Source organism: Rhodopseudomonas sp. RCAM05734 (genome assembly GCF_052658035.1).
In genome coordinates, this window is the sequence record NZ_CP199742.1 from 6,314,773 (window position 1) to 6,332,806 (window position 18,034).

16 protein-coding genes are annotated in these 18,034 nt (G+C 65.2%); 8 read left to right on the plus strand and 8 right to left on the minus strand.

The window, feature by feature from the left end:
- Window positions 1–157: 157 nt before the first annotated feature.
- The 3 genes from ACUXVA_RS29845 to ACUXVA_RS29855 all read right to left on the minus strand — a co-directional run bounded on the left by ACUXVA_RS29845 (window position 158) and on the right by ACUXVA_RS29855 (window position 4,422).
- Complete coding sequence (locus tag ACUXVA_RS29845; RefSeq protein WP_445489858.1) at window positions 158–1,333, minus strand: ABC transporter substrate-binding protein; 1,176 nt, start codon at window positions 1,331–1,333, stop codon at window positions 158–160.
- 80 nt (window positions 1,334–1,413) lie between these two features.
- Window positions 1,414–2,850, minus strand: coding sequence for a glutamine synthetase family protein (locus ACUXVA_RS29850; RefSeq protein ID WP_265082313.1), 1,437 nt, complete (start codon window positions 2,848–2,850; stop codon window positions 1,414–1,416).
- Window positions 2,851–3,063: 213 nt separating this feature from the next.
- Complete coding sequence (locus tag ACUXVA_RS29855; protein WP_265082312.1) at window positions 3,064–4,422, minus strand: aromatic ring-hydroxylating dioxygenase subunit alpha; 1,359 nt, start codon at window positions 4,420–4,422, stop codon at window positions 3,064–3,066.
- Between the two features lie 274 nt (window positions 4,423–4,696).
- On the opposite strand from ACUXVA_RS29855, the gene ACUXVA_RS29860 reads away from it, so the two are divergent.
- From ACUXVA_RS29860 to ACUXVA_RS29870, 3 genes are all read left to right on the plus strand, one after another.
- Window positions 4,697–5,920: an NAD(P)/FAD-dependent oxidoreductase gene (locus ACUXVA_RS29860; protein ID WP_445489861.1), complete on the plus strand. Its 1,224-nt coding sequence runs from the start codon at window positions 4,697–4,699 to the stop codon at window positions 5,918–5,920.
- 16 nt (window positions 5,921–5,936) lie between these two features.
- Complete coding sequence (locus tag ACUXVA_RS29865) at window positions 5,937–6,722, plus strand: IclR family transcriptional regulator domain-containing protein (RefSeq protein WP_265082309.1); 786 nt, start codon at window positions 5,937–5,939, stop codon at window positions 6,720–6,722.
- 101 nt (window positions 6,723–6,823) lie between these two features.
- Window positions 6,824–7,168, plus strand: coding sequence for a 5-carboxymethyl-2-hydroxymuconate Delta-isomerase (locus tag ACUXVA_RS29870; RefSeq protein ID WP_445489863.1), 345 nt, complete (start codon window positions 6,824–6,826; stop codon window positions 7,166–7,168).
- A gap of 257 nt (window positions 7,169–7,425) precedes the next feature.
- Here the strand turns inward: ACUXVA_RS29870 and ACUXVA_RS29875 are convergent, their stop codons facing one another.
- The 5 genes from ACUXVA_RS29875 to ACUXVA_RS29895 all read right to left on the minus strand — a co-directional run bounded on the left by ACUXVA_RS29875 (window position 7,426) and on the right by ACUXVA_RS29895 (window position 12,169).
- Window positions 7,426–7,728, minus strand: coding sequence for an HU family DNA-binding protein (locus ACUXVA_RS29875; protein WP_265082307.1), 303 nt, complete (start codon window positions 7,726–7,728; stop codon window positions 7,426–7,428).
- Window positions 7,729–7,926: 198 nt separating this feature from the next.
- The gene (gene glnT, locus ACUXVA_RS29880; RefSeq protein WP_265082306.1) at window positions 7,927–9,219 is read right to left on the minus strand and encodes a type III glutamate--ammonia ligase; all 1,293 of its coding nucleotides are present in this window, start codon (window positions 9,217–9,219) and stop codon (window positions 7,927–7,929) included.
- Between the two features lie 24 nt (window positions 9,220–9,243).
- Entirely contained in the window at window positions 9,244–10,578 is a 1,335-nt protein-coding gene (locus ACUXVA_RS29885) for an FMN-binding glutamate synthase family protein (protein ID WP_265082305.1), read from the minus strand.
- An 11-nt stretch (window positions 10,579–10,589) separates the two neighbouring features.
- Window positions 10,590–11,276 (minus strand): GltB/FmdC/FwdC-like GXGXG domain-containing protein, encoded by a 687-nt coding sequence (locus ACUXVA_RS29890; RefSeq protein WP_265082304.1) that lies wholly within the window; start codon window positions 11,274–11,276, stop codon window positions 10,590–10,592.
- Window positions 11,276–12,169 (minus strand): class II glutamine amidotransferase, encoded by an 894-nt coding sequence (locus ACUXVA_RS29895; RefSeq protein ID WP_265082303.1) that lies wholly within the window; start codon window positions 12,167–12,169, stop codon window positions 11,276–11,278. Before ACUXVA_RS29895 ends, ACUXVA_RS29890 begins: the two co-directional genes overlap by 1 nt.
- Window positions 12,170–12,259: 90 nt before the next feature.
- On the opposite strand from ACUXVA_RS29895, the gene ACUXVA_RS29900 reads away from it, so the two are divergent.
- Genes ACUXVA_RS29900 through ACUXVA_RS29920 form a run of 5 tightly spaced genes read left to right on the plus strand, consistent with a single transcriptional unit; the run spans window position 12,260 to window position 18,004 of the window.
- Window positions 12,260–12,952, plus strand: a complete 693-nt coding sequence (locus ACUXVA_RS29900) for a helix-turn-helix domain-containing protein (protein WP_265082302.1) — start codon at window positions 12,260–12,262, stop codon at window positions 12,950–12,952.
- Between the two features lie 13 nt (window positions 12,953–12,965).
- The gene (locus ACUXVA_RS29905; RefSeq protein ID WP_265082301.1) at window positions 12,966–14,216 is read left to right on the plus strand and encodes a sarcosine oxidase subunit beta family protein; all 1,251 of its coding nucleotides are present in this window, start codon (window positions 12,966–12,968) and stop codon (window positions 14,214–14,216) included.
- A 5-nt stretch (window positions 14,217–14,221) separates the two neighbouring features.
- Window positions 14,222–14,479: a sarcosine oxidase subunit delta gene (locus tag ACUXVA_RS29910; RefSeq protein WP_265082300.1), complete on the plus strand. Its 258-nt coding sequence runs from the start codon at window positions 14,222–14,224 to the stop codon at window positions 14,477–14,479.
- On the plus strand, window positions 14,476–17,433 hold the full coding sequence (locus ACUXVA_RS29915) for a sarcosine oxidase subunit alpha family protein (RefSeq protein WP_445489868.1): 2,958 nt from the start codon (window positions 14,476–14,478) through the stop codon (window positions 17,431–17,433). The genes ACUXVA_RS29910 and ACUXVA_RS29915 overlap by 4 nt, the downstream gene beginning before the upstream one ends.
- Window positions 17,426–18,004, plus strand: coding sequence for a sarcosine oxidase subunit gamma (locus ACUXVA_RS29920; RefSeq protein ID WP_265082299.1), 579 nt, complete (start codon window positions 17,426–17,428; stop codon window positions 18,002–18,004). The genes ACUXVA_RS29915 and ACUXVA_RS29920 overlap by 8 nt, the downstream gene beginning before the upstream one ends.
- Window positions 18,005–18,034: the final 30 nt, after the last annotated feature.

Consider the following 18,034-nt stretch of genomic DNA (forward strand, 5'->3'; position numbering starts at 1 on the left):
GCGAAGGCGGGGACCCATAACCACCGTCGTCGAAAGCAGAACCGCGACGGCCTGAAGCATTTTATCCGAGAGCGCGGTGTCTATGGGTCCCCGCCTTCGCGGGGACGACTGGCTGAAAAGGGGTGCGTACCACCATCAGCCAGTCAGCCACAGATTCCTACTCCTTGCTCAGCGCCCAGTCCGGCTGGGCGTCAAAGGTCTGGCTTTCCTTGTTGATCAGCTTGCCGTCGACCTTCTCCACCGAGCGCAGATAGACGTTCTGGCGGATGTGGCGGGTGGCGGGATCGATGGAGACCGGGCCGCGCGGGCTGACCCACTTCATGCCCTTGACGGCGGCCAGGGCCTTTTCCGGATCGCGCTTGCCGTCGGTGGCCTCGATCATCTTGTAGATTAGGCGGGCACCGTCATAGGCGGCGACCGATGTCATGGTGACGTCATCGAGCTTGCCGCCACCCTTCTGGATCGAGGCGAGGAACGCCCTGTTCTCCGGCGAGTCATGCGACACCGAATAGTGATAGGTCGACAAAATGCCGATACCGGAATCGCCGATGGTCGGCAGATCGGGCTCGGTGACCACGTCGCCGGTGGACATCAGCTTGACGCCGCCCGCCTTCAGGCCGTTGTCGATATAGGCCTTGACGAAGCCGAGGGTCGGCGGCCCCGACGGCAGGAAGGTGAAGATGGTGTCGGCGCCGGAATTCTTGATGCGCTGCATGATCGGGCTGAAGTCGGTGGTGGCGAGCGGAATGCGGATCGCCTCGACCACGGCGCCACCGGCGGTCTCGAAGGTCTTCTTGAACGCCGCCTCGGCGTCGATGCCCGGGCCGTAATCGCTGACCGCGATCGCCACCTTCTTGGCGCCGTTCTTGAAGGCGACGTTGGCGGCCGGCACGGTGTTCTGCCACATGGTGAACGAGGTGCGCACGATATAGGGGCTTTTTTCGACGATGGCCGAGGTGGCGGCATTCATCACCACCAGCGGGGTCTTGGACTCCTCCAGCAGCGGTGCAATGGCCATGGCGTTCGGGGTGAAATAGACGCCGGCGAGATACTGCACCTTGTCCTTGACGATCAGTTCCTGGGCCAGCGCCTTCGACTTGGCGGGGTTCGGGCTCTCCTCGTCCTTGTAGACGAACTCGACCTCATGGCTGCCGACCTTGTTGCCGTGTTCGGCGACCCAGGCATCGATGCCCATCTTGAAGTTCTGGCCGAACAGCGCGTAGGGACCGGACATGGTCCCGATGACGCCGACCTTGATCACGTCGGCCGAGGCCGCGCCGGTCATCAGGCCCAGGAAGGCGAATGCAAGAATCGATTGGCGGTGTCTGATCATCATTGGTCCCCGGTGTTGGTCACGAAGTTTCGACAAACGTGTATTCAATAGATGTGCCGTAATGCGCCAGAGCAGGCGCGTCAAAACATCTCGAAATATTCGCGCTGCTCCCAGTCGGAAACCTCCGCCTGGAAACGCTCGACCTCGGCGAGTTTGATGTGGGTGTAATAATCCACCATCGTTGCGCCCATGGCATCGCGGAAGAACGGATCATCCTTCAGCGCAAACACCGCCTCGCGCAGCGACTTCGGCAGCAGCGGCGCGTCGCTCTCATAAGGCGTATCCGCCGACGGACCGGGATCGAGCGCGCGGTCGACGCCGTCGAGCCCGGCGAGGATCTGCGACGACATGTAGAGATAGGGATTGGCGGCGGGCTCGCCGACGCGGTTTTCCAGCCGCGTCGCGGAATCGTTGGGACCGCCGAGCACGCGGATCATGGCGCCGCGGTTGTCGCGGCCCCAGATCGCGCGGTCCGGCGCCAGCGAATAGGAGCGGTAGCGCTTGTAGCCGTTGATGGTCGGCGTGGTGAACACGGTGGCGGCGCGGGCGTGGGCCAGCAGGCCGGCGAGCCAGCCGCGGCCGAACGGCGACAGCGGCACGTTCTCCTCCGTGGACATGAAGGCGTTGGTGCCGCCATCGCGCGCCACGATCGACTGGTGCAGATGCCAGCCGGACGAGACCACGTTGGGAATCTTCGGCCGGCACATGAAGGTGGCGTGATAGCCGCGGCGATGGCAGATCTGTTTCACCGCTGAGCGGAACAGCACCATGCTGTCCGCCGGCGCCATGCCCACGGTCGGCGCGAAGGTGAATTCGCACTGGCTCGGGCCGTATTCCACTTCGATCGAACGCAACGGCAGGCCGAGCGCCAGCACGTCGCGGCGGATGAATTCCAGCACCGGCTCCATCTGGTCGTAGCGCTGCTCGGTGAGATACTGGTAGCCGAGCGACAGCAGGCTCACCTCCGGCGGACGACCGGGCTGGCCGGCATCCTCCGGCGCCATCCGCATCTCCTCGGACTTGAAGATGTGGCACTCGACCTCGAGGCCGGCGACGAAATCGTAACCGCGCTTGTTGAGATCGGCGAGCACGCCCTTGTAGAGATTGCGGGTGGCGAACGGCACCGGACGGCCATCGGCGAAATGCACGTCGCACAGCAGCCAGCCGGTGGCCTCGACCCACGGCAGCACGCGGAAGGTCAGCGGATCGGGAATCATCAGCGCGTCGGCGGCGCCCTGCATTTCGGGAATGCCGAAGCCGCCGCCGGCGGTGAACACCGGAAACACCGACTTGTGCGAGGTGTCCTTGGCGAACATGGTGGTGGTGATGCTGCAGCCGTTTTCCAGGCAGCGCAGTGCCTCGCTGGCGATCAGCGTCTTGCCGCGCAGGATGCCGTGCTGGTCCGGGAACGACAGCCGGATCACTTCCAGCTTCTGCTCCTCAACGATGCGGCGCAGCCGGACGGCAGCATCCTTCTGTTCTGCGGACCACAACCCGTGACGTTCGACGAAACTCAACGCGATCTCCTCATTCGATCAAACAAGCGCGGGCATCTTCCCCCCGCCCAGCGAAGCAAAGCTTCGCCAGGCGGGAGAGGGTGGCGCGAAAGACCGCAGGTCATTCGCGTCGGGTGAGGGCCTCTTGAGCGAAACACGGGCAGCCCCTCACCCGAAGCCTCGCTCACGCGAGGGTTCGACCTCTCCCCGCAAAAGCGGGGCGAGGTTAAGTGGTTACTCCGCCGCCGTCATGCGGGTCACGGTGGCCGGCGTCTCGTTCGGCACCGGTGCGGCCCAAGGTGCGCCGCGGCGGCGGGCGACGTCAACTTCCATCCAGTAGGTTTCCCAGCCCCTGGTCGGGCCGATGCCGTCCATGGTGCCCGGCCCCTGGATGCTGCGCGCATTGCTGGCGTCGAGGACCATCATCGGCTTCTGGCCGCCGGCGACCTTCTCGATCTCGGCGCGCAGCAGTTTTCTGTAGGCGATGATCGCCTTGTCGGAACTGCCGAGATGCTCGCGGGTGCGGTCCTGGATCTTGCCCATGGATTCCACCGCCCACTGGTCGTGGACGTTGATGTCGGCGCCCATGCCGGTATAGGTCTCGGTCGCCTGCTCGTGCGGATCGAAACCGTAATCGTTGCTGCGGTTTTTTCGCGACTTGTAATCCGGCAATTCGTAGAGCTCGAGCCTCTGCGCGCGCATCTTCACCTTGTCGACCGGCTTGGTGTAGCTGGTGAAGATCGCATACCAGTAGCAGTTCTCGTCATCCACCGGCACGTGCCACTGCGAAATGGTCATCTCGGTGCTCATGGGAATGACAAAACCGTGGGGGAACACCTGGTTGGTGACGCGCACATGGGTGCGCTCGTCGTCGAGCTGGCGCAGCGCAATCAGCCGCAACCCGTATTCGGTGCTTTCCACGTTGATGATCGGACGATCGTATTCGCGCAGGATCTTGGTCATCGGCAGCTCGCTTCCGGCGGAAGCGCCGCGGAACTGCTTGCCATAGGCCGCCGACGTGTCCTCGTCCTCGAAGAAGCGATGCAGGAACGAGGCATGCGCGGGATCGATGCCGACCTCCAGCGCCTGCAGCCAGTTGCATTCGAACAGGCCCTTGAAGGCAAAAGTGTAGGCGCCGGGGGCTGCGAAACAGTCGAGTTCGGGAAATGCCGGCGGCTCGCCTTCGCCGAGATAGGCCCAGAGGATGCCACCCTTTTCCATCACCGGATAAGCGCGCTGCTTGATGCCGGCGCACAGCTTGGAGGTCGCGGGTTCGGCCGGCGTCTCCAGGCACTTGCCGTTGACGTCGAACAGCCAGCCGTGAAAGGCGCAGCGCACGCCGCCGCCTTCGAGCCGGCCGAAGGCGAGATCGGCGCCGCGATGCGGGCAGTCGCGGTCGAGCAGGCCGTAGCGCCCCGCTTCATCGCGGAAGATGACAAAATCCTCGCCGAGCAGCCGGACCGGCTTGATCGGGCGCGGGCCGTCAAGTTCATCCACCAGCGCCGCCGGCTGCCAGTAATTGCGCATCAGCTTGCCGGCCGGCGCCTTCGGCCCGACCCGGGTGATCAGATCATTTTGCTCTTGGCTCATCATGGTGAGGGCCCTCGAATTGAACGATATCGCGCGGAATTCTCCGCCAGCGGCCAAACATATTTGTTCGTCTATTGAACTTATGGGCGATTTTATATCTAGATGAATTCCAAGCAAGAGGATTGTTGTGGCAGCGGTTGCCGCGATGCTGGGCAAGGCTGCCCGCAGCATTGGCTTGCACCCGGCGAACGCTTGTTCGATATACGCCACATCGCAAGGAGTCCGCCGTGCCCCGAACCCTCTCCATCTCCAGCTTCTGCACGCCGGGACACCCGCTATGAGCGGCCTGCTGATCATTGGCGCATCCTATGCCGGCGTCCAGGCGGCCATCAGCGCGCGCGAAGCCGGCTACCAGGCGCCGATCCGCATCGTCGCCGACGAGGCCGACCTGCCCTATCAGCGGCCGCCGCTGTCCAAGGGCTTTCTGTCCGGCAGCGTGGCGCACAGCAACCTGATCCTGCGCGGCGCCGATTTTTTTGCCGCCCAGCGCATCGATATGACGCTCGGCCACCGCGCCATACGGATCGATCGCGACGCCCGCTGCGTCGAGCTGCAAGGCGGCGAGCGCCTCACCTATGACACGCTGCTGATCGCCACCGGCTCCCGCGCGCGCAAACTTGCCATTCCCGGCCATGACCGCGACGGCATTTCCTATCTGCGCACCCTCGACGACGCGGTCGACCTGAAGCGGCGCCTCGACGCGGCCCGCTCGGTGGTGATCGTCGGCGGCGGCTTCATCGGACTCGAAGTGGCGGCCACCGCCGCCAAGGCCGGCAAGACGGTGACGCTGATCGAGGCGGCCTCGCGCTTGCTGGAGCGCGCGGTATCGCCGCTGATCTCCAACTACCTGCGCGACCTGCATCAGGGTCACGGCGTCGATATCCGCTTCAACGAGACCGCGGTGCGCATCGACGACGGCCCGGACAGCGCCCATGACGTGGTGTGCGGCGATGGCAGCAGCGTGCATGGCAATCTCATCGTCGCCGGCATCGGCGGCATCGCCAACGACGAACTGGCCTCGCAAGCGGGCATCCATTGCAGCAACGGCATCGACGTCGACGACTGCGGCCGCACCGATGTGCCAGGGATCTATGCGGCCGGCGATTGCAGCAACCACTACAACCGGCTTGTCGGCCGGCGGGTGCGGCTGGAATCCGTGCAGAACGCCACCGACCAGGGCAAGGCTGTCGGCGCCGCCATTGCCGGCAAGTCCGAGCCCAATGACAGCGTGCCGCGATTCTGGTCCGACCAGTACGACGCCAAGCTGCAGATCGTCGGCCTGTCGGCACCCAGCGATGTTGCGGTGATCCGCGGCGCCATCGAGCAAGGCAAGTTCTCGGTGTTCTACTATCGCGGCACCACCCTGACCGCGGTGGACAGCATCAACCGGCCGGGCGACCAGATGATCGCGCGCCGGCTGATTGCCGCATCGCAGTCGCCGACCCCGGAACAGGCTGCCGACCTCGCCTTCGACCTGAAGAAACTGGAAGCCGTCGGTTGACGCGCGCGAGGATGCGATGCCGAAACTGAAACGCGATCCCGACGATGCGCGCGGCACCGACTTCATCGAAAGCCTCGACCGCGGACTGCGGGTGTTCGAGCTGTTCGGCGCCCACCCGCGCCCGATGACGCTGAGCGATCTCGCCAAGGCTGCCGACCTGCCGCGTGCCACTGCGCGGCGCATCCTGTTCACGCTGGAACGCGCGGGCTATGTCGCCAGCGACGGCAAGCTGTTCACGCTGACGCCGCGCGTGCTGTCGTTGGCGTCCTCCTATCTCACCTCCAACCAGGTGGTGACGATCCTGCAGCCGGTGCTCGACCGGGTGTCGAGCGCGGCGCAGGAAATCTCCTCGCTGGCGATTCTCGACGGCAACGAGGTGATCTTCGTGGCGCGCAGCAGCCCGGCGCGGGTGTTCTCCGCCGGCATCGATCTCGGCTACCGGCTGCCTGCCTTCTGCAGCTCGGTCGGGCGCGTCCTGCTCGGCCAACTCTCCAACAGCGCGCTGGCCGAAACCATCGACGCGATGGAGCTGGCGCCGCTGACGCCGCACACCGTCACCGACAAGGACCTGCTGAAGGCCACCATCATCACCGACCGCGAAAAGGGCTATTCGCTGGTCGACCGCGAGGCCGAGCCGGGCTTCCGCTCGATCGCCGTGCCGGTGCTGCGCTATGACGGCACCATCGCCGCGGCCATCAACATGGGCGCCCATGTCGACCGCGTCTCCACCGGCGAAATGATCGACCGCTTCCTGCCGCTGCTGCGCGAGGGCGCGGAGTCGGTGAAGTCGATGCTGCTGTAGGTCTGGAAGAGCGCACTTTACCTCTCCCCGCCGCGCGAAGCGAAGCTTCGCTGGGCGGGGAGAGGTGAAAGGCGGCGTGTCATTCAACCAATGGAGATTCCATGCCGCATATCGTCATCGAACATTCCACCGACGGCCACGCCTCCTTCGACGCAACGACGCTGATGCAGGCGCTGCACGAGGCGGCGGCGGCCACCGGCGTGGTGCAGGCGGAGGATCTCAAGATCCGCGCGATGTCCTATGCGACCTATCTGGTAGCCGGGAAGCGCGACGGCTTCTGCCACGTGACGCTGTCCCTGCTGGAAGGCCGCACGCCGGCTCAGAAGGTGGCGCTCAGCGAGGCCCTGCGCGCGGCCATGGTTCGGCTGCTGCCCCAGACCAAAAGCCTCAGCGTCGACATCCGCGACATGGATGCGGTGGCCTACAAGAAGCGGCTGCTGGGATAACTGTTCACGTGTCGGACACCACCGTCCTCATGGTGAGGAGCGCGCCCTTGCGCGCGTCTCGAACCATGAGAATGTGGGCCCAATCCTTCGAGACGCGGTCGAAAACGACCGCTCCTCAGGATGAGGGGCCGTTCCATTGTCCTACGCAAAGCAGGACACACTTCATCGCAAACGCAATCGCGGCGCCCTGCTGGTGCAGGACGCCGCGATCAGACTCAAAGCCTGATGCGATTACCGGGCGGCAATCGCGGGTCGGATCAGACCGCGTCCTTGGCGGCCTTGACCGGACGGGCGCGCACGATCTTGCGGGCCGGCTTGGCCTTGAAGGTCATCGGTTCGCCAGTGAAGGGATTGGTGCCCTTGCGCGCCTTGGTGGCGGGCTTCTTGATGACCACGAATTTCGCGAAACCGGGAACGAGGAAAACGCCGTTCTTCTTCAGTTCCTTGTAGCCGATGGTGGCGAGCGTCTCGAGAACGCCCTTGACGTCCTTCTTGGTCAGCTCGGTGTGGGACTCGTTGATCTTCTCGATCAGCTGGGACTTGGTCATTTGGTCGGCCATGTGAGGCTCCTTTGGGGGTGATTCGGTCGTCAAACACTATGGGGAAACCGCAGGAAAAACTCGCACTCAATGCGAATTTCACAGTTTTTCACGGTGTTTTCGCCATTTATTTTCGATCAACCCTTCAAAACAAGGCCTCAGGGCGTTTTTGTCGGGGCGAATCGCCGGATTTCGCCGCAAACCGGCACCATTCGCGCCCTAGCAGTCCAGCGTAGTATCGCGCTCCCACTCCGTAAGATGACGGGCGTAGTCGTCCCATTCCTGCTTCTTCAGCTTGAGATAGGCCGGCACCAGCGGCCCCAGGCTCTGCTGCAGCAGCTCGGACTGCTCCAGTGCGCGGATGGCGTCGAGCAGGTTGAGGGGCAGCCGCTTGACGTCGCCGACGGTGTGGCCGTCGGTGTACATGTTGATGTCGAGGCGCTTGCCCGGATCGCGCTTGCTGGCGATCCCGTCGAGGCCGGCGGCGATGATCGCGGCCTGCATGGCATAGGGGTTGGCGGCGCCGTCCGGCAGCCGCAGCTCGAAGCGGCCGGCCTCGGGAATGCGGATCATGTGGGTGCGGTTGTTGCCGGTATAGGTCACCGTGTTGGGCGACCAGGTGGCGCCGGACAGGGTGCGCGGCGCGTTGATGCGCTTGTAGGAATTCACCGTGGGATTGAGGATCGCCGCCATGGCATCGGCGGAATGGATGATGCCGCCGATGAAATGATAGCCCAGCGCGGAGACGCCAAGCTCGCCCTTGTCGTCCTCGAACAGGTTGCGGTCGCCATCCCACAGGGAGACGTGGACGTGGCAGCCGTTGCCGGTGAGATGGCTGAACGGCTTGGGCATGAAGGTGGCGCGCATGCCGTGCTTCTCGGCGATCGACTTGGCCATGTATTTGAAAAACACGTGGCGGTCGGCGGTGACCAAAGCGTCGTCATAGCCCCAGTTCATCTCGAACTGACCGTTGGCATCCTCATGGTCGCTCTGGTACGGACCCCAGCCGAGCTCCTGCATGCAGTCGCTGATCTCGCTGATGACCTCGTAGCGGCGCATCAGGGCGGACTGGTCGTAACAGGGTTTGGCCTGACGATCGGCGGTATCGTCGATGCCGCGGCCGTCGGGCGAGATCAGGAAGAACTCGCATTCGACGCCGCTCTTCAACTGCATCCCCGGTCCGGCCTTGGCGATCAGTCGTTTCAGGGTATTGCGCGGCGCCTGCTCGACGGGCTTGCCGCTCATCCACGGATCGGCGGCGAGCCACGCCACTTCCGGCTTCCACGGCAACTGGATCATGCTCGAGATATCCGGCATCGCCAGCACGTCGGGATCGGCCGGCGTCATGTCGAGCCAGGTGGCGAAGCCGGCAAAGCCCGCGCCGTTTTTCATCATGCCGTTGATGGCGCTGGCGGGGACCAGCTTGGCGCGCAGTGTCCCGAACAGGTCGGTATAGGCGATCAGGAAATTCTTGATGCCGCGTTCTTTAGCTGTCGCCGCCAGATCCGTCATGTCGCCCCCGCACGATGATGAAACTCAGTAAGTCTTCCCCGGTATCCAGTCGGTGCCTGCAAGCGGCACGCCAGCCATCGCGGCAGCCTCCACCGTCAGCGCCACCAGATCTTCCGGTTCGAGATTGTGGACGTGGCTCTTGCCGCAGGCGCGCGCGATGGTCTGGCACTCCAGCGTCAGCACCGCGAGATAGTTGGCAAGGCGGCGGCCGGCCAGCACCGGATCGAGCCGTGCGGCCAGCTGCGGATCCTGCGTGGTGATGCCGGCGGGATCGCGGCCCTCGTGCCAGTCGTCATAGGCGCCGGCGGTGGTGCCGAGCGCGCGGTATTCATCCTCCAGCCGCGGATCGTTATCGCCGAGCGCGATCAGCGCCGCAGTGCCGATCGACACCGCGTCGGCGCCGAGCGCCAGCGCCTTTGCGACATCGGCGCCGGTGCGGATGCCGCCCGACACAATCAGTTGCACCTTGCGATGCAGGCCGAGGTCCTGCAGCGCCTGCACGGCCGGCCGGATGGCGGCGAGGATCGGCAGACCGACATTCTCGATGAACACGTCCTGCGTGGCGGCCGTGCCGCCCTGCATGCCGTCGAGCACCACCACGTCGGCGCCGGACTTCACCGCCAGCGCGGTGTCGTAATAGGGCCTTGAGGCGCCGACCTTGACGAAGATCGGCTTCTGCCAGTCGGTGATCTCGCGCAATTCCTCGATCTTGATCTCGAGATCGTCAGGACCGGTCCAGTCCGGATGGCGGCAGGCCGAGCGCTGGTCGATGCCTTCCGGCAGCCGACGCATATCGGCGACGCGCTTGGTGATCTTCTGGCCGAGCAGCATGCCGCCGCCGCCGGGCTTGGCGCCCTGCCCGATCACCACTTCGATGGCATCGGCGCGGCGCAGGTCGACCGGGTTCATGCCGTAGCGCGACGGCAGCACCTGATAGACCAGCAGCGAGGAATGGCCGCGCTCTTCCGGCGTCATGCCGCCGTCGCCGGTCGTCGTCGACGTGCCCATGGCGGAGGCGCCGCGGCCGAGCGCCTCCTTGGCAGGTCCCGACAGCGCGCCGAAGCTCATGCCGGCGATGGTGATGGGGATCTTCAGCTCGATCGGCTTCTTCGCAAAGCGCGTGCCGAGCAGCACGTTGGTGCCGCACTTCTCGCGGTAGCCTTCCAGCGGATAGCGCGAGATCGACGCGCCCAGGAACAACAGGTCGTCGAAATGCGGCAGCTTGCGCTTGGCGCCGCCGCCGCGGATGTCATAGATGCCGGTGGCGGCAGCGCGCTGGATCTCGACGATGGTGTGCGGGTCGAAAGTCGCCGAAAAGCGCGGCAGCGTGCGATGGGTGGGTTGGTCGTGCCCGGCCATGAAACGTCCGATCAATACGCGTCGACGTTGTCGACATGAAAATGATAAAGCTTTCGCGCGGAACCGTAGAGCCGGAAGGCTCCGGCATCGACGTCCGCGATCCCGGCCTTCGCCAGCACCGCATCGAGCACGCTGCGATCGTCTGATGTCATTGGCTTTTCCTCGCAGTCGGAGCCGAGGCTCTTCACCGCGCCGCGCACGAACAGCCGCGCCTCGTAGATCGAATCGCCGAGCGCCTCGCCGGCATCGCCGAGCACCACAAGATTGCCGGCCTGCGCCATGAAGGCGCTCATCGGCCCGATCGAGCCCTTCACCACAATGTCGATGCCCTTCATGGAGATGCCGCAGCGCGCCGAGGCATTGCCTTCGATGACGAGCAGCCCGCCATTGCCGGTGGCGCCGGCGGCCTGGCTGGCATCGCCCTGGACCCGCACCTCGCCTGACATCATGTTCTCGGCTATGCCGACGCCGGCATTGCCCTTCACCAATACGGTGGCTTCGCTGTTCATGCCGGCACAGTAGTAGCCGACGTGACCGTCGATCTCGACGGTGATGGGCAGGGTCAGGCCGCAGGCGATGGCGTGCTTGCCGCCGGGATTGGCGACCAGCCAATGGGTCTCGTTGGTGTCGGCGGGCAATGCGTGCAGGGTGGCATTCAGCTCACGCAGCGTGATCGAGGCGAGGTCAGCGGATGTCATCAGGCACGTTCCCAGGCATAGACCCGCGCCGGCTCGGGCTCGAACACGCGGGCCTTGTCGATGCCCGGCAGGCCATCGAGCGCGCGATACTCCGAACCGAAGGCGACGTAGTCGTCGGTCTCAGCCATCACGGCAGGCTTGCAGGCGATGGGATCGCGCAGCACCGCGAAGCCTGACTCTGTGCCGACCACGAAGGTATAGAAGCCATCGAGATCATCGAGGCTTTGGGTCAGCGCCTGCTCCAGGCTTGCACCCTCACGCATCCGCCAGGTCAGGTAGCCGGCCGCGACCTCGCTGTCATTGTCGGTGGCGAAGCTGAGGCCCTCGCCCTTCAAGGTGCGACGCACGGCGTTGTGGTTCGACAGCGAGCCGTTATGCACAAGGCACTGGTCGAGGCCGGTGGAAAACGGATGCGCGCCATTGGTGGTGACGGCAGATTCGGTGGCCATGCGGGTGTGACCGATGGCGTGGGTGCCAGACATCGACGACAGCGCGAAACGTTTCGCCACATCGCCGGGCAACCCGACCTCCTTGTACAATTCCATGCGGGCGCCGGAGCCGACCAGTTCGACGGCGGGCGCCAGCGCGGCAATCGCGGCGTGCAGCTGATCGTGCCTGTCGGACGGGACGGAGATGATGACGTGATTGGAGCGGACCACCGGGGCGAGCGCGCCGAGCCGGCTTTCCAGCTGCGCGATCACGGCATTGGCGTCGGCGCCTTCCGCGATCCGCAGCGTCGACTTGACGCGCCCGGCCTCGCCGCCGCCGAACACCGCAAAGCCGGCGCTATCAGGCCCGCGGTCCGACAGGGTTTCCAGCATGCGGTGCAGCATGGCGCCGAGCTGCGGCTCCAGCGCCTTGTTCTTCAGGAACAGTCCGGCAATTCCACACATTTTCGCCTCAAGAAACTTACTTTCTTTACAGGTATTCCGTGATATGACAGTTGTCAATGAAATCGCGCAGGCGATGACCCGGGAAACAGCATGCCGTCCGTGAAGGCCAAACCGAAATCTGCCAAGCCCGCCGCCAGGAAGACGGCAGCGAAGGCTGTGCCCGCCAAAGCCGGCGAGCTGCTGACCGGCTCCAACGCGCCGGCTGAAGTGGCCAGCACGCTGGAATCGCAGATCGGCAACGAGGTGCGCAAGCTGCGCAAGGAGCTCGAACTGACCGTGGCGGAGCTGTCGGCCTCGGCCGGGATTTCCACCGGCATGCTGTCGAAGATCGAGACCGGCAGCATCTCGGCTTCGCTGGGTACGCTGAACGCGCTGTCCACAGCGCTCAACGTGCCGATCAGCCGGTTCTTCCGCGAGACCGAGGAGCGCCGCGACTGCTCCTTCGTCAAGGCCGGAGCCGGCGTCAACATAGAGCGCCGCGGCACCAAGGCCGGCCACCAGTACAATCTGCTGGGCCATTCCATTCACGGCGAACTGGGCGTCGAGCCCTATCTGATCACACTGAAGGAAGACGCCGAGCCCTACACCAATTTCCGCCACGCCGGTGTCGAGCTGATCTACATGCTGTCCGGCAAGGTGCGCTATCGCCACGCCGACCAGACCTATCTGATGGAGCCGGGCGACGCGCTGTTCTTCGACGCCGCGGCGCGGCACGGGCCTGAAGAACTGATCAAGGCACCGATGACCTATCTCTCGGTCATCGTCTATCCCCGCCGCACCTGAACCATGGCCTGACATGCGCTATTCGCTGACATCGCTGATCAAGCAGACGCTGTCCGGCCACAGCGGCTGGACCCCGCAATGGCGCGACGCCGCGCCCAAACCCGAATACGACATCGTCATTGTCGGCGGCGGCGGCCATGGCCTCGCCACGGCCTATTATCTGGCGAAGGAATATGGCCTCAAGAACATCGCCGTGCTGGAGAAGAGCTGGATCGGGTCAGGCAATGTCGGCCGCAACACCACCATCATCCGCTCCAACTATCTGCTGTCGGGCAATATCCCGCTCTACGAGCTGTCGCTGAAGCTGTGGGAAGGTCTCGAACAGGATTTCAATTACAACGCCATGGTCAGCCAGCGCGGCGTGCTGAACCTGTTCCATTCCGACGGCCAGCGCGACGCCTATGCGCGACGCGGCAACATGATGATCCTGAACGGCGCCGACGCGGAGCTGCTGGATCGCGACGGCGTGAGGAAGCTGTATCCGTTCCTGAACTTCGATGCCGCGCGGTTTCCGATCCAGGGCGGGTTGCTGCAGAAGCGCGGTGGCACTGTGCGCCATGACGCCGTGGCCTGGGGTTATGCGCGCGGTGCCTCGGACCGCGGCGTCGACGTGATCCAGAACTGCGAGGTCACCGGCTTCGACATCGAGGGCGGCCGGGTGACGGGCGTCACCACGACGCGCGGCAAGATCAGGGCGAAGAAGGTCGGCGTCGCCGTGGCCGGCTCCAGCTCACGGGTGGCCGCCATGGCCGGGATGCGGCTGCCGATCGAGAGCCATGTGCTGCAGGCGTTTGTTTCCGAAGGACTGAAGCCGGTGATTCCCGGCGTCATCACCTTCGGCGCCGGACACTTTTATATCAGCCAGTCCGACAAGGGCGGGCTGGTGTTCGGCGGCGACATCGACGGCTACAACTCCTATGCCCAGCGCGGCAATCTGCCTGTCGCGGAGGACGTCTGCGAGGGTGGCATGGCCTTGATGCCGGCGATCGGCCGCGCGCGGATGCTGCGCAACTGGGGCGGCCTCGTCGACATGTCCATGGATGGCTCGCCGATCATCGACCGCACCCATATCGACGGGCTCTATCTCAATGCCGGCTGGTGCTATGGCGGCTTCAAGGCGACGCCGGGCTCCGGCCTGGTGTTCGCGCATCTGCTGGCGAAAGACGAACCGCATCCCGCCGCCACCGCGCTGCGGCTCGACCGCTTTCGCAGCGGCGCCATCCTCGACGAAAAGGGCCAGGGCGCCCAACCCAACCTGCACTGAGCATCATGCGCATCCCCTGCCCCTTCTGCGGCTCCCGCGACATCAACGAATTCGCCTATCACGGCGACGCCACGCTGACGCGTCCGACGACCCACGATGCCGATGCGATGTATGACTACGTCTATCAGCGCGACAATCCGGCCGGCTTGCATAAAGAGCACTGGTATCACCAGGCAGGCTGCCACGCTTGGCTGGTGGTGACGCGCAACATCACCACGCACGAGATCGTCGACGCGGCGCTGGCCCACGGAGCAACACCATGAGCCGCATCGCATCGGGCGGACTGATCGACCGCGGCAAAGCGCTGTCGTTTCGCTTCGACGGCAAGCCATTCCGCGGCTTCGCCGGCGACACGCTGGCCTCGGCGCTGCTCGCCAACGACATCATGCTGGTCGGCCGCTCGTTCAAATATCACCGGCCCCGCGGCATATTCTCCGCCGGGCCGGAGGAGCCCAATGCGCTGGTGACCCTGCGCTCCGGCGCGCGGGCCGAACCAAACACCAAGGCGACCACCGTCGAACTGTATGACGGGCTGGAGGCGTCGAGCCAGAATTGCTGGCCATCGCCGCGCTTCGATTTGCGCGCCGTGCATCAGCTGGCCGGGCCGCTGCTGAATGCCGGATTCTACTACAAGACCTTCATGTGGCCCGCTTCGTTCTGGGAAAACTTCTACGAGCCGGCGATCCGCGCCTCCGCCGGATTGGGCACGCTGAGCGGACAGGACGATCCCGACACTTACGAGAAGGCGCACGCGTTCTGCGACCTGCTGGTGATTGGCGCTGGCCCGGCCGGCCTTGCCGCGGCATTGGCAGCCGGTCGCGCCGGTGCGCGGGTTATCCTCGCCGAAGAAGATTTTGTGCTCGGCGGCCGGTTGCTGGCGGAGAACGACACCATCGACGGCGTGAGCGCGACGTCATGGGCAGTGCAGGCAGAAGCCGAACTCGGCACATTTGCAAACGTGCGCATCCTCCGGCGCACCGCCGTGTTCGGCGCCTATGACGGCGAATACGGCGCGCTGGAGCGCGTCTCCGATCACCTCATCGAACCCGCGCCATTCATGCCACGGCAGCGGCTGTGGAAGATCGTCGCCACCCAATGCATCCTCGCTGCGGGCGCGCAGGAACGGCCGCTGGTATTTCCGGGCAACGACCGGCCGGGCATCATGCTGGCCTCGGCGGTGCGGACCTATCTCAACCGATTCGGCGTCAGCCCCGGCCAGCGTGTCGCGATCTTCACCACGTCGGATGACGGCTGGCGCACGGCCGCCGACCTGCGCAAGGCCGGCGTGACGCTCGCCGGCATTGTCGATGCGCGACGTGACATATCGCCCGCCGTGCGCGGCCTCGCCGGCAACGCTCCGCAGTACCTTGGCGCCCATGTCACCGACACTTCCGGCTATCGCCGCCTCAGCTCCATCGCCATCGTCGATAGCGAAGGCAGGGCAACGACTATCGAAGCCGATACGCTCGCAGTATCCGGCGGCTGGAATTCGTCGATCGGCATCGCCACCCATCTCGGCGGCAAGGGCGACTGGTCGGACGCCGCCGCCGCTTTCCTGTGCGCCGCGCCGCCGAAGACCATGCAGATCGCGGGCGCCGCCGCCGGCCAATGGACGCTGGGCGACGCCTTGCAGCACGGCGCGCGCGCCGGCGCGGAGGCAGCAACGCGTGCAGGCCATGCGACGACAGCGATACCAACCTATCGCACCAGCGACGAAGCCGCCGGCGTTTCCCCCGTATGGCTGTTTGCGGGATCGCGCGCCAAGGCCTTCGTCGACCTGCAGAACGACGTCACCGCCACCGACATCGCGCTGGCAGCGCAGGAAGGCTTTCGCTCGGTCGAGCATCTCAAGCGCTACACCACGCTGGGCATGGCCACCGACCAGGGCAAGACGTCGAACGTCAACGGCCTCGCCATCCTTGCCGGCGAAATCAGGAAGACCATCGCCGAGACCGGCGCCACCCGCGCCCGACCGCCGCATGTGCCGGTGGCCATCGCCGCCTTCGCGGGCATCCACAAGGGCAAGCATTTCAAGCCGACCCGGCTGACCGCGAGCCTTGCCTTTTCCGAGGCGGCCAACGCGACCTTCGTCGAGGCCGGACAATGGTTGCGCGCGCAGTGGTTCAATGCGCGCGGCGAGACCGACTGGCTCACCAGCGTGACGCGTGAGGTGAGGGCAGTGCGCGAGCGGGTCGGCATCTGCGATGTCTCGACGCTCGGCAAGATCGCGCTGTGCGGCAGCGATGTCGGCGCCTTCCTCGACCGCATCTATATCAACACCTTCTCGACACTCCCCGTCGGCCGCGTGCGCTATGGCGCGATGCTGCGCGAGGATGGGTTCGTCATGGACGACGGCACCGTCGCGCGGCTGGCGCCCGAGCATTACGTGTTGACCACCACCACGGTGAATGCCGGCAAGGTCATGCAGCATCTGGAATACTACCACCAGGTGCTATGGCCGGAGCTCGACGTGCAGATGGTTTCGGTCACCGAACAATGGGCGCAATATGCGGTGGCGGGTCCGCGTTCGCGCGAACTGCTGCAGGCCATGCTCGGCGCCGCCATCGATCTGTCCAACGATGCCTTTCCCTATATGGGCTGCGTCGAATTCGATTTCGGCGACATTCCGCTGCGGCTGTTCCGCGTCTCGTTCTCCGGCGAACTGGCCTACGAGATCGCCGCCCCCGCGGATCGCGGCGAGGCGCTGTTGCGCGCACTGATGCAGGCCGGCGCAACCTTCGGCGTCTCGCTATACGGCACCGAGGCACTCAGCGTGATGCGCATCGAGAAGGGCCATGTCGCCGGCTCCGAACTCAACGGCCAGACCGTGGCGCGCGATCTCGGGCTGGGAAGGATGATGTCGCAGACGAAGGATTACATCGGCCGCGCCATGGCCGACCGCCCGGCGCTGGTCGATCCGACCCGCCCGACGCTGGTCGGATTGCAGCCCGTCGATCGCGGCCAGCGGCTGCGCAACGGCGCGTTGCTCTTTGCCCGCGGAGTGACGCCCTCTCCCGATAACGAGGCCGGCTACATCACCTCGTCGGCCTTCAGCCCCTCCTGCGGCCACTGGATCGGCCTCGGCCTGCTAGCCGATGGCCCCGAACGGATCGGTGAGATCATCCGGGCCTGGGACCCGATCCGGTCCGCCGATCTCGATCTCGAAGTGGTGTCGCCGGTCTTCGTCGACGCAGAAGGAGCGCGGCTGCGTGGCTGACCTCACCTCCATCTCCGCCTTCGTCGATTTGCCGCTGCCTATCGTCGGCCGCGGCCTCACCGTCCACGAACGAGCAGGCCTCGGCATCGCGACGCTGATGGCGCGCAAGGGCAAGATCGATGCGCTCGCGGCATCCATTAAGGAACAGTACGACATCGATCTGCCCAGCGGCCCGCACTGGCGCGGCAGCGACGCCCTCGCTTTGCTCGGTACCGGACCCGGACGATGGCTGGCAATTCACAGCGCGCCGCCGGCGCGTTTCGTCGCCAACCTCGCGCAACAACTCGAGGGCGTTGCCTCGGTGGTCGATCAGTCCGGCGCCTGCGGTGTATTACGGCTGAGCGGCCCCGCGCTGATCGAGACGCTGGCGAAGGGCGTGGCGATTGATCTCGATGCCAAGGCCTTTCCGGCCGGCAGCGTCGCCGTCACGCAGATCGCCCATGTCGGCGTCACGCTGTGCAAGATCGACGAGTCACCTGCGATAGACGTCATCGTCGCGCGCAGCCTCAGCGCGAGCTTCTGGCACTGGTTGTCGAGCTCGGCCGGAGCTTCTTCTTTCGGGTCGACATGACCGCAGCGCATTGTTTCCGGGATATTTCCT

Coding starts and splice junctions, on each gene's coding strand:
- ACUXVA_RS29910 (WP_265082300.1), top strand. CDS start 14,222: ATGCGCATCCCCTGCCCCTTCTGCGGCTCCCGCGACATCAACGAATTC.
- ACUXVA_RS29895 (WP_265082303.1), bottom strand. CDS start 12,169: ATGTGTGGAATTGCCGGACTGTTCCTGAAGAACAAGGCGCTGGAGCCG.
- ACUXVA_RS29855 (WP_265082312.1), bottom strand. CDS start 4,422: ATGATGAGCCAAGAGCAAAATGATCTGATCACCCGGGTCGGGCCGAAG.
- ACUXVA_RS29865 (WP_265082309.1), top strand. CDS start 5,937: ATGCCGAAACTGAAACGCGATCCCGACGATGCGCGCGGCACCGACTTC.
- ACUXVA_RS29915 (WP_445489868.1), top strand. CDS start 14,476: ATGAGCCGCATCGCATCGGGCGGACTGATCGACCGCGGCAAAGCGCTG.
- glnT (WP_265082306.1), bottom strand. CDS start 9,219: ATGACGGATCTGGCGGCGACAGCTAAAGAACGCGGCATCAAGAATTTC.
- ACUXVA_RS29860 (WP_445489861.1), top strand. CDS start 4,697: ATGAGCGGCCTGCTGATCATTGGCGCATCCTATGCCGGCGTCCAGGCG.
- ACUXVA_RS29905 (WP_265082301.1), top strand. CDS start 12,966: ATGCGCTATTCGCTGACATCGCTGATCAAGCAGACGCTGTCCGGCCAC.
- ACUXVA_RS29885 (WP_265082305.1), bottom strand. CDS start 10,578: ATGGCCGGGCACGACCAACCCACCCATCGCACGCTGCCGCGCTTTTCG.
- ACUXVA_RS29875 (WP_265082307.1), bottom strand. CDS start 7,728: ATGGCCGACCAAATGACCAAGTCCCAGCTGATCGAGAAGATCAACGAG.
- ACUXVA_RS29890 (WP_265082304.1), bottom strand. CDS start 11,276: ATGACATCCGCTGACCTCGCCTCGATCACGCTGCGTGAGCTGAATGCC.
- ACUXVA_RS29870 (WP_445489863.1), top strand. CDS start 6,824: ATGCCGCATATCGTCATCGAACATTCCACCGACGGCCACGCCTCCTTC.
- ACUXVA_RS29845 (WP_445489858.1), bottom strand. CDS start 1,333: ATGATCAGACACCGCCAATCGATTCTTGCATTCGCCTTCCTGGGCCTG.
- ACUXVA_RS29900 (WP_265082302.1), top strand. CDS start 12,260: ATGCCGTCCGTGAAGGCCAAACCGAAATCTGCCAAGCCCGCCGCCAGG.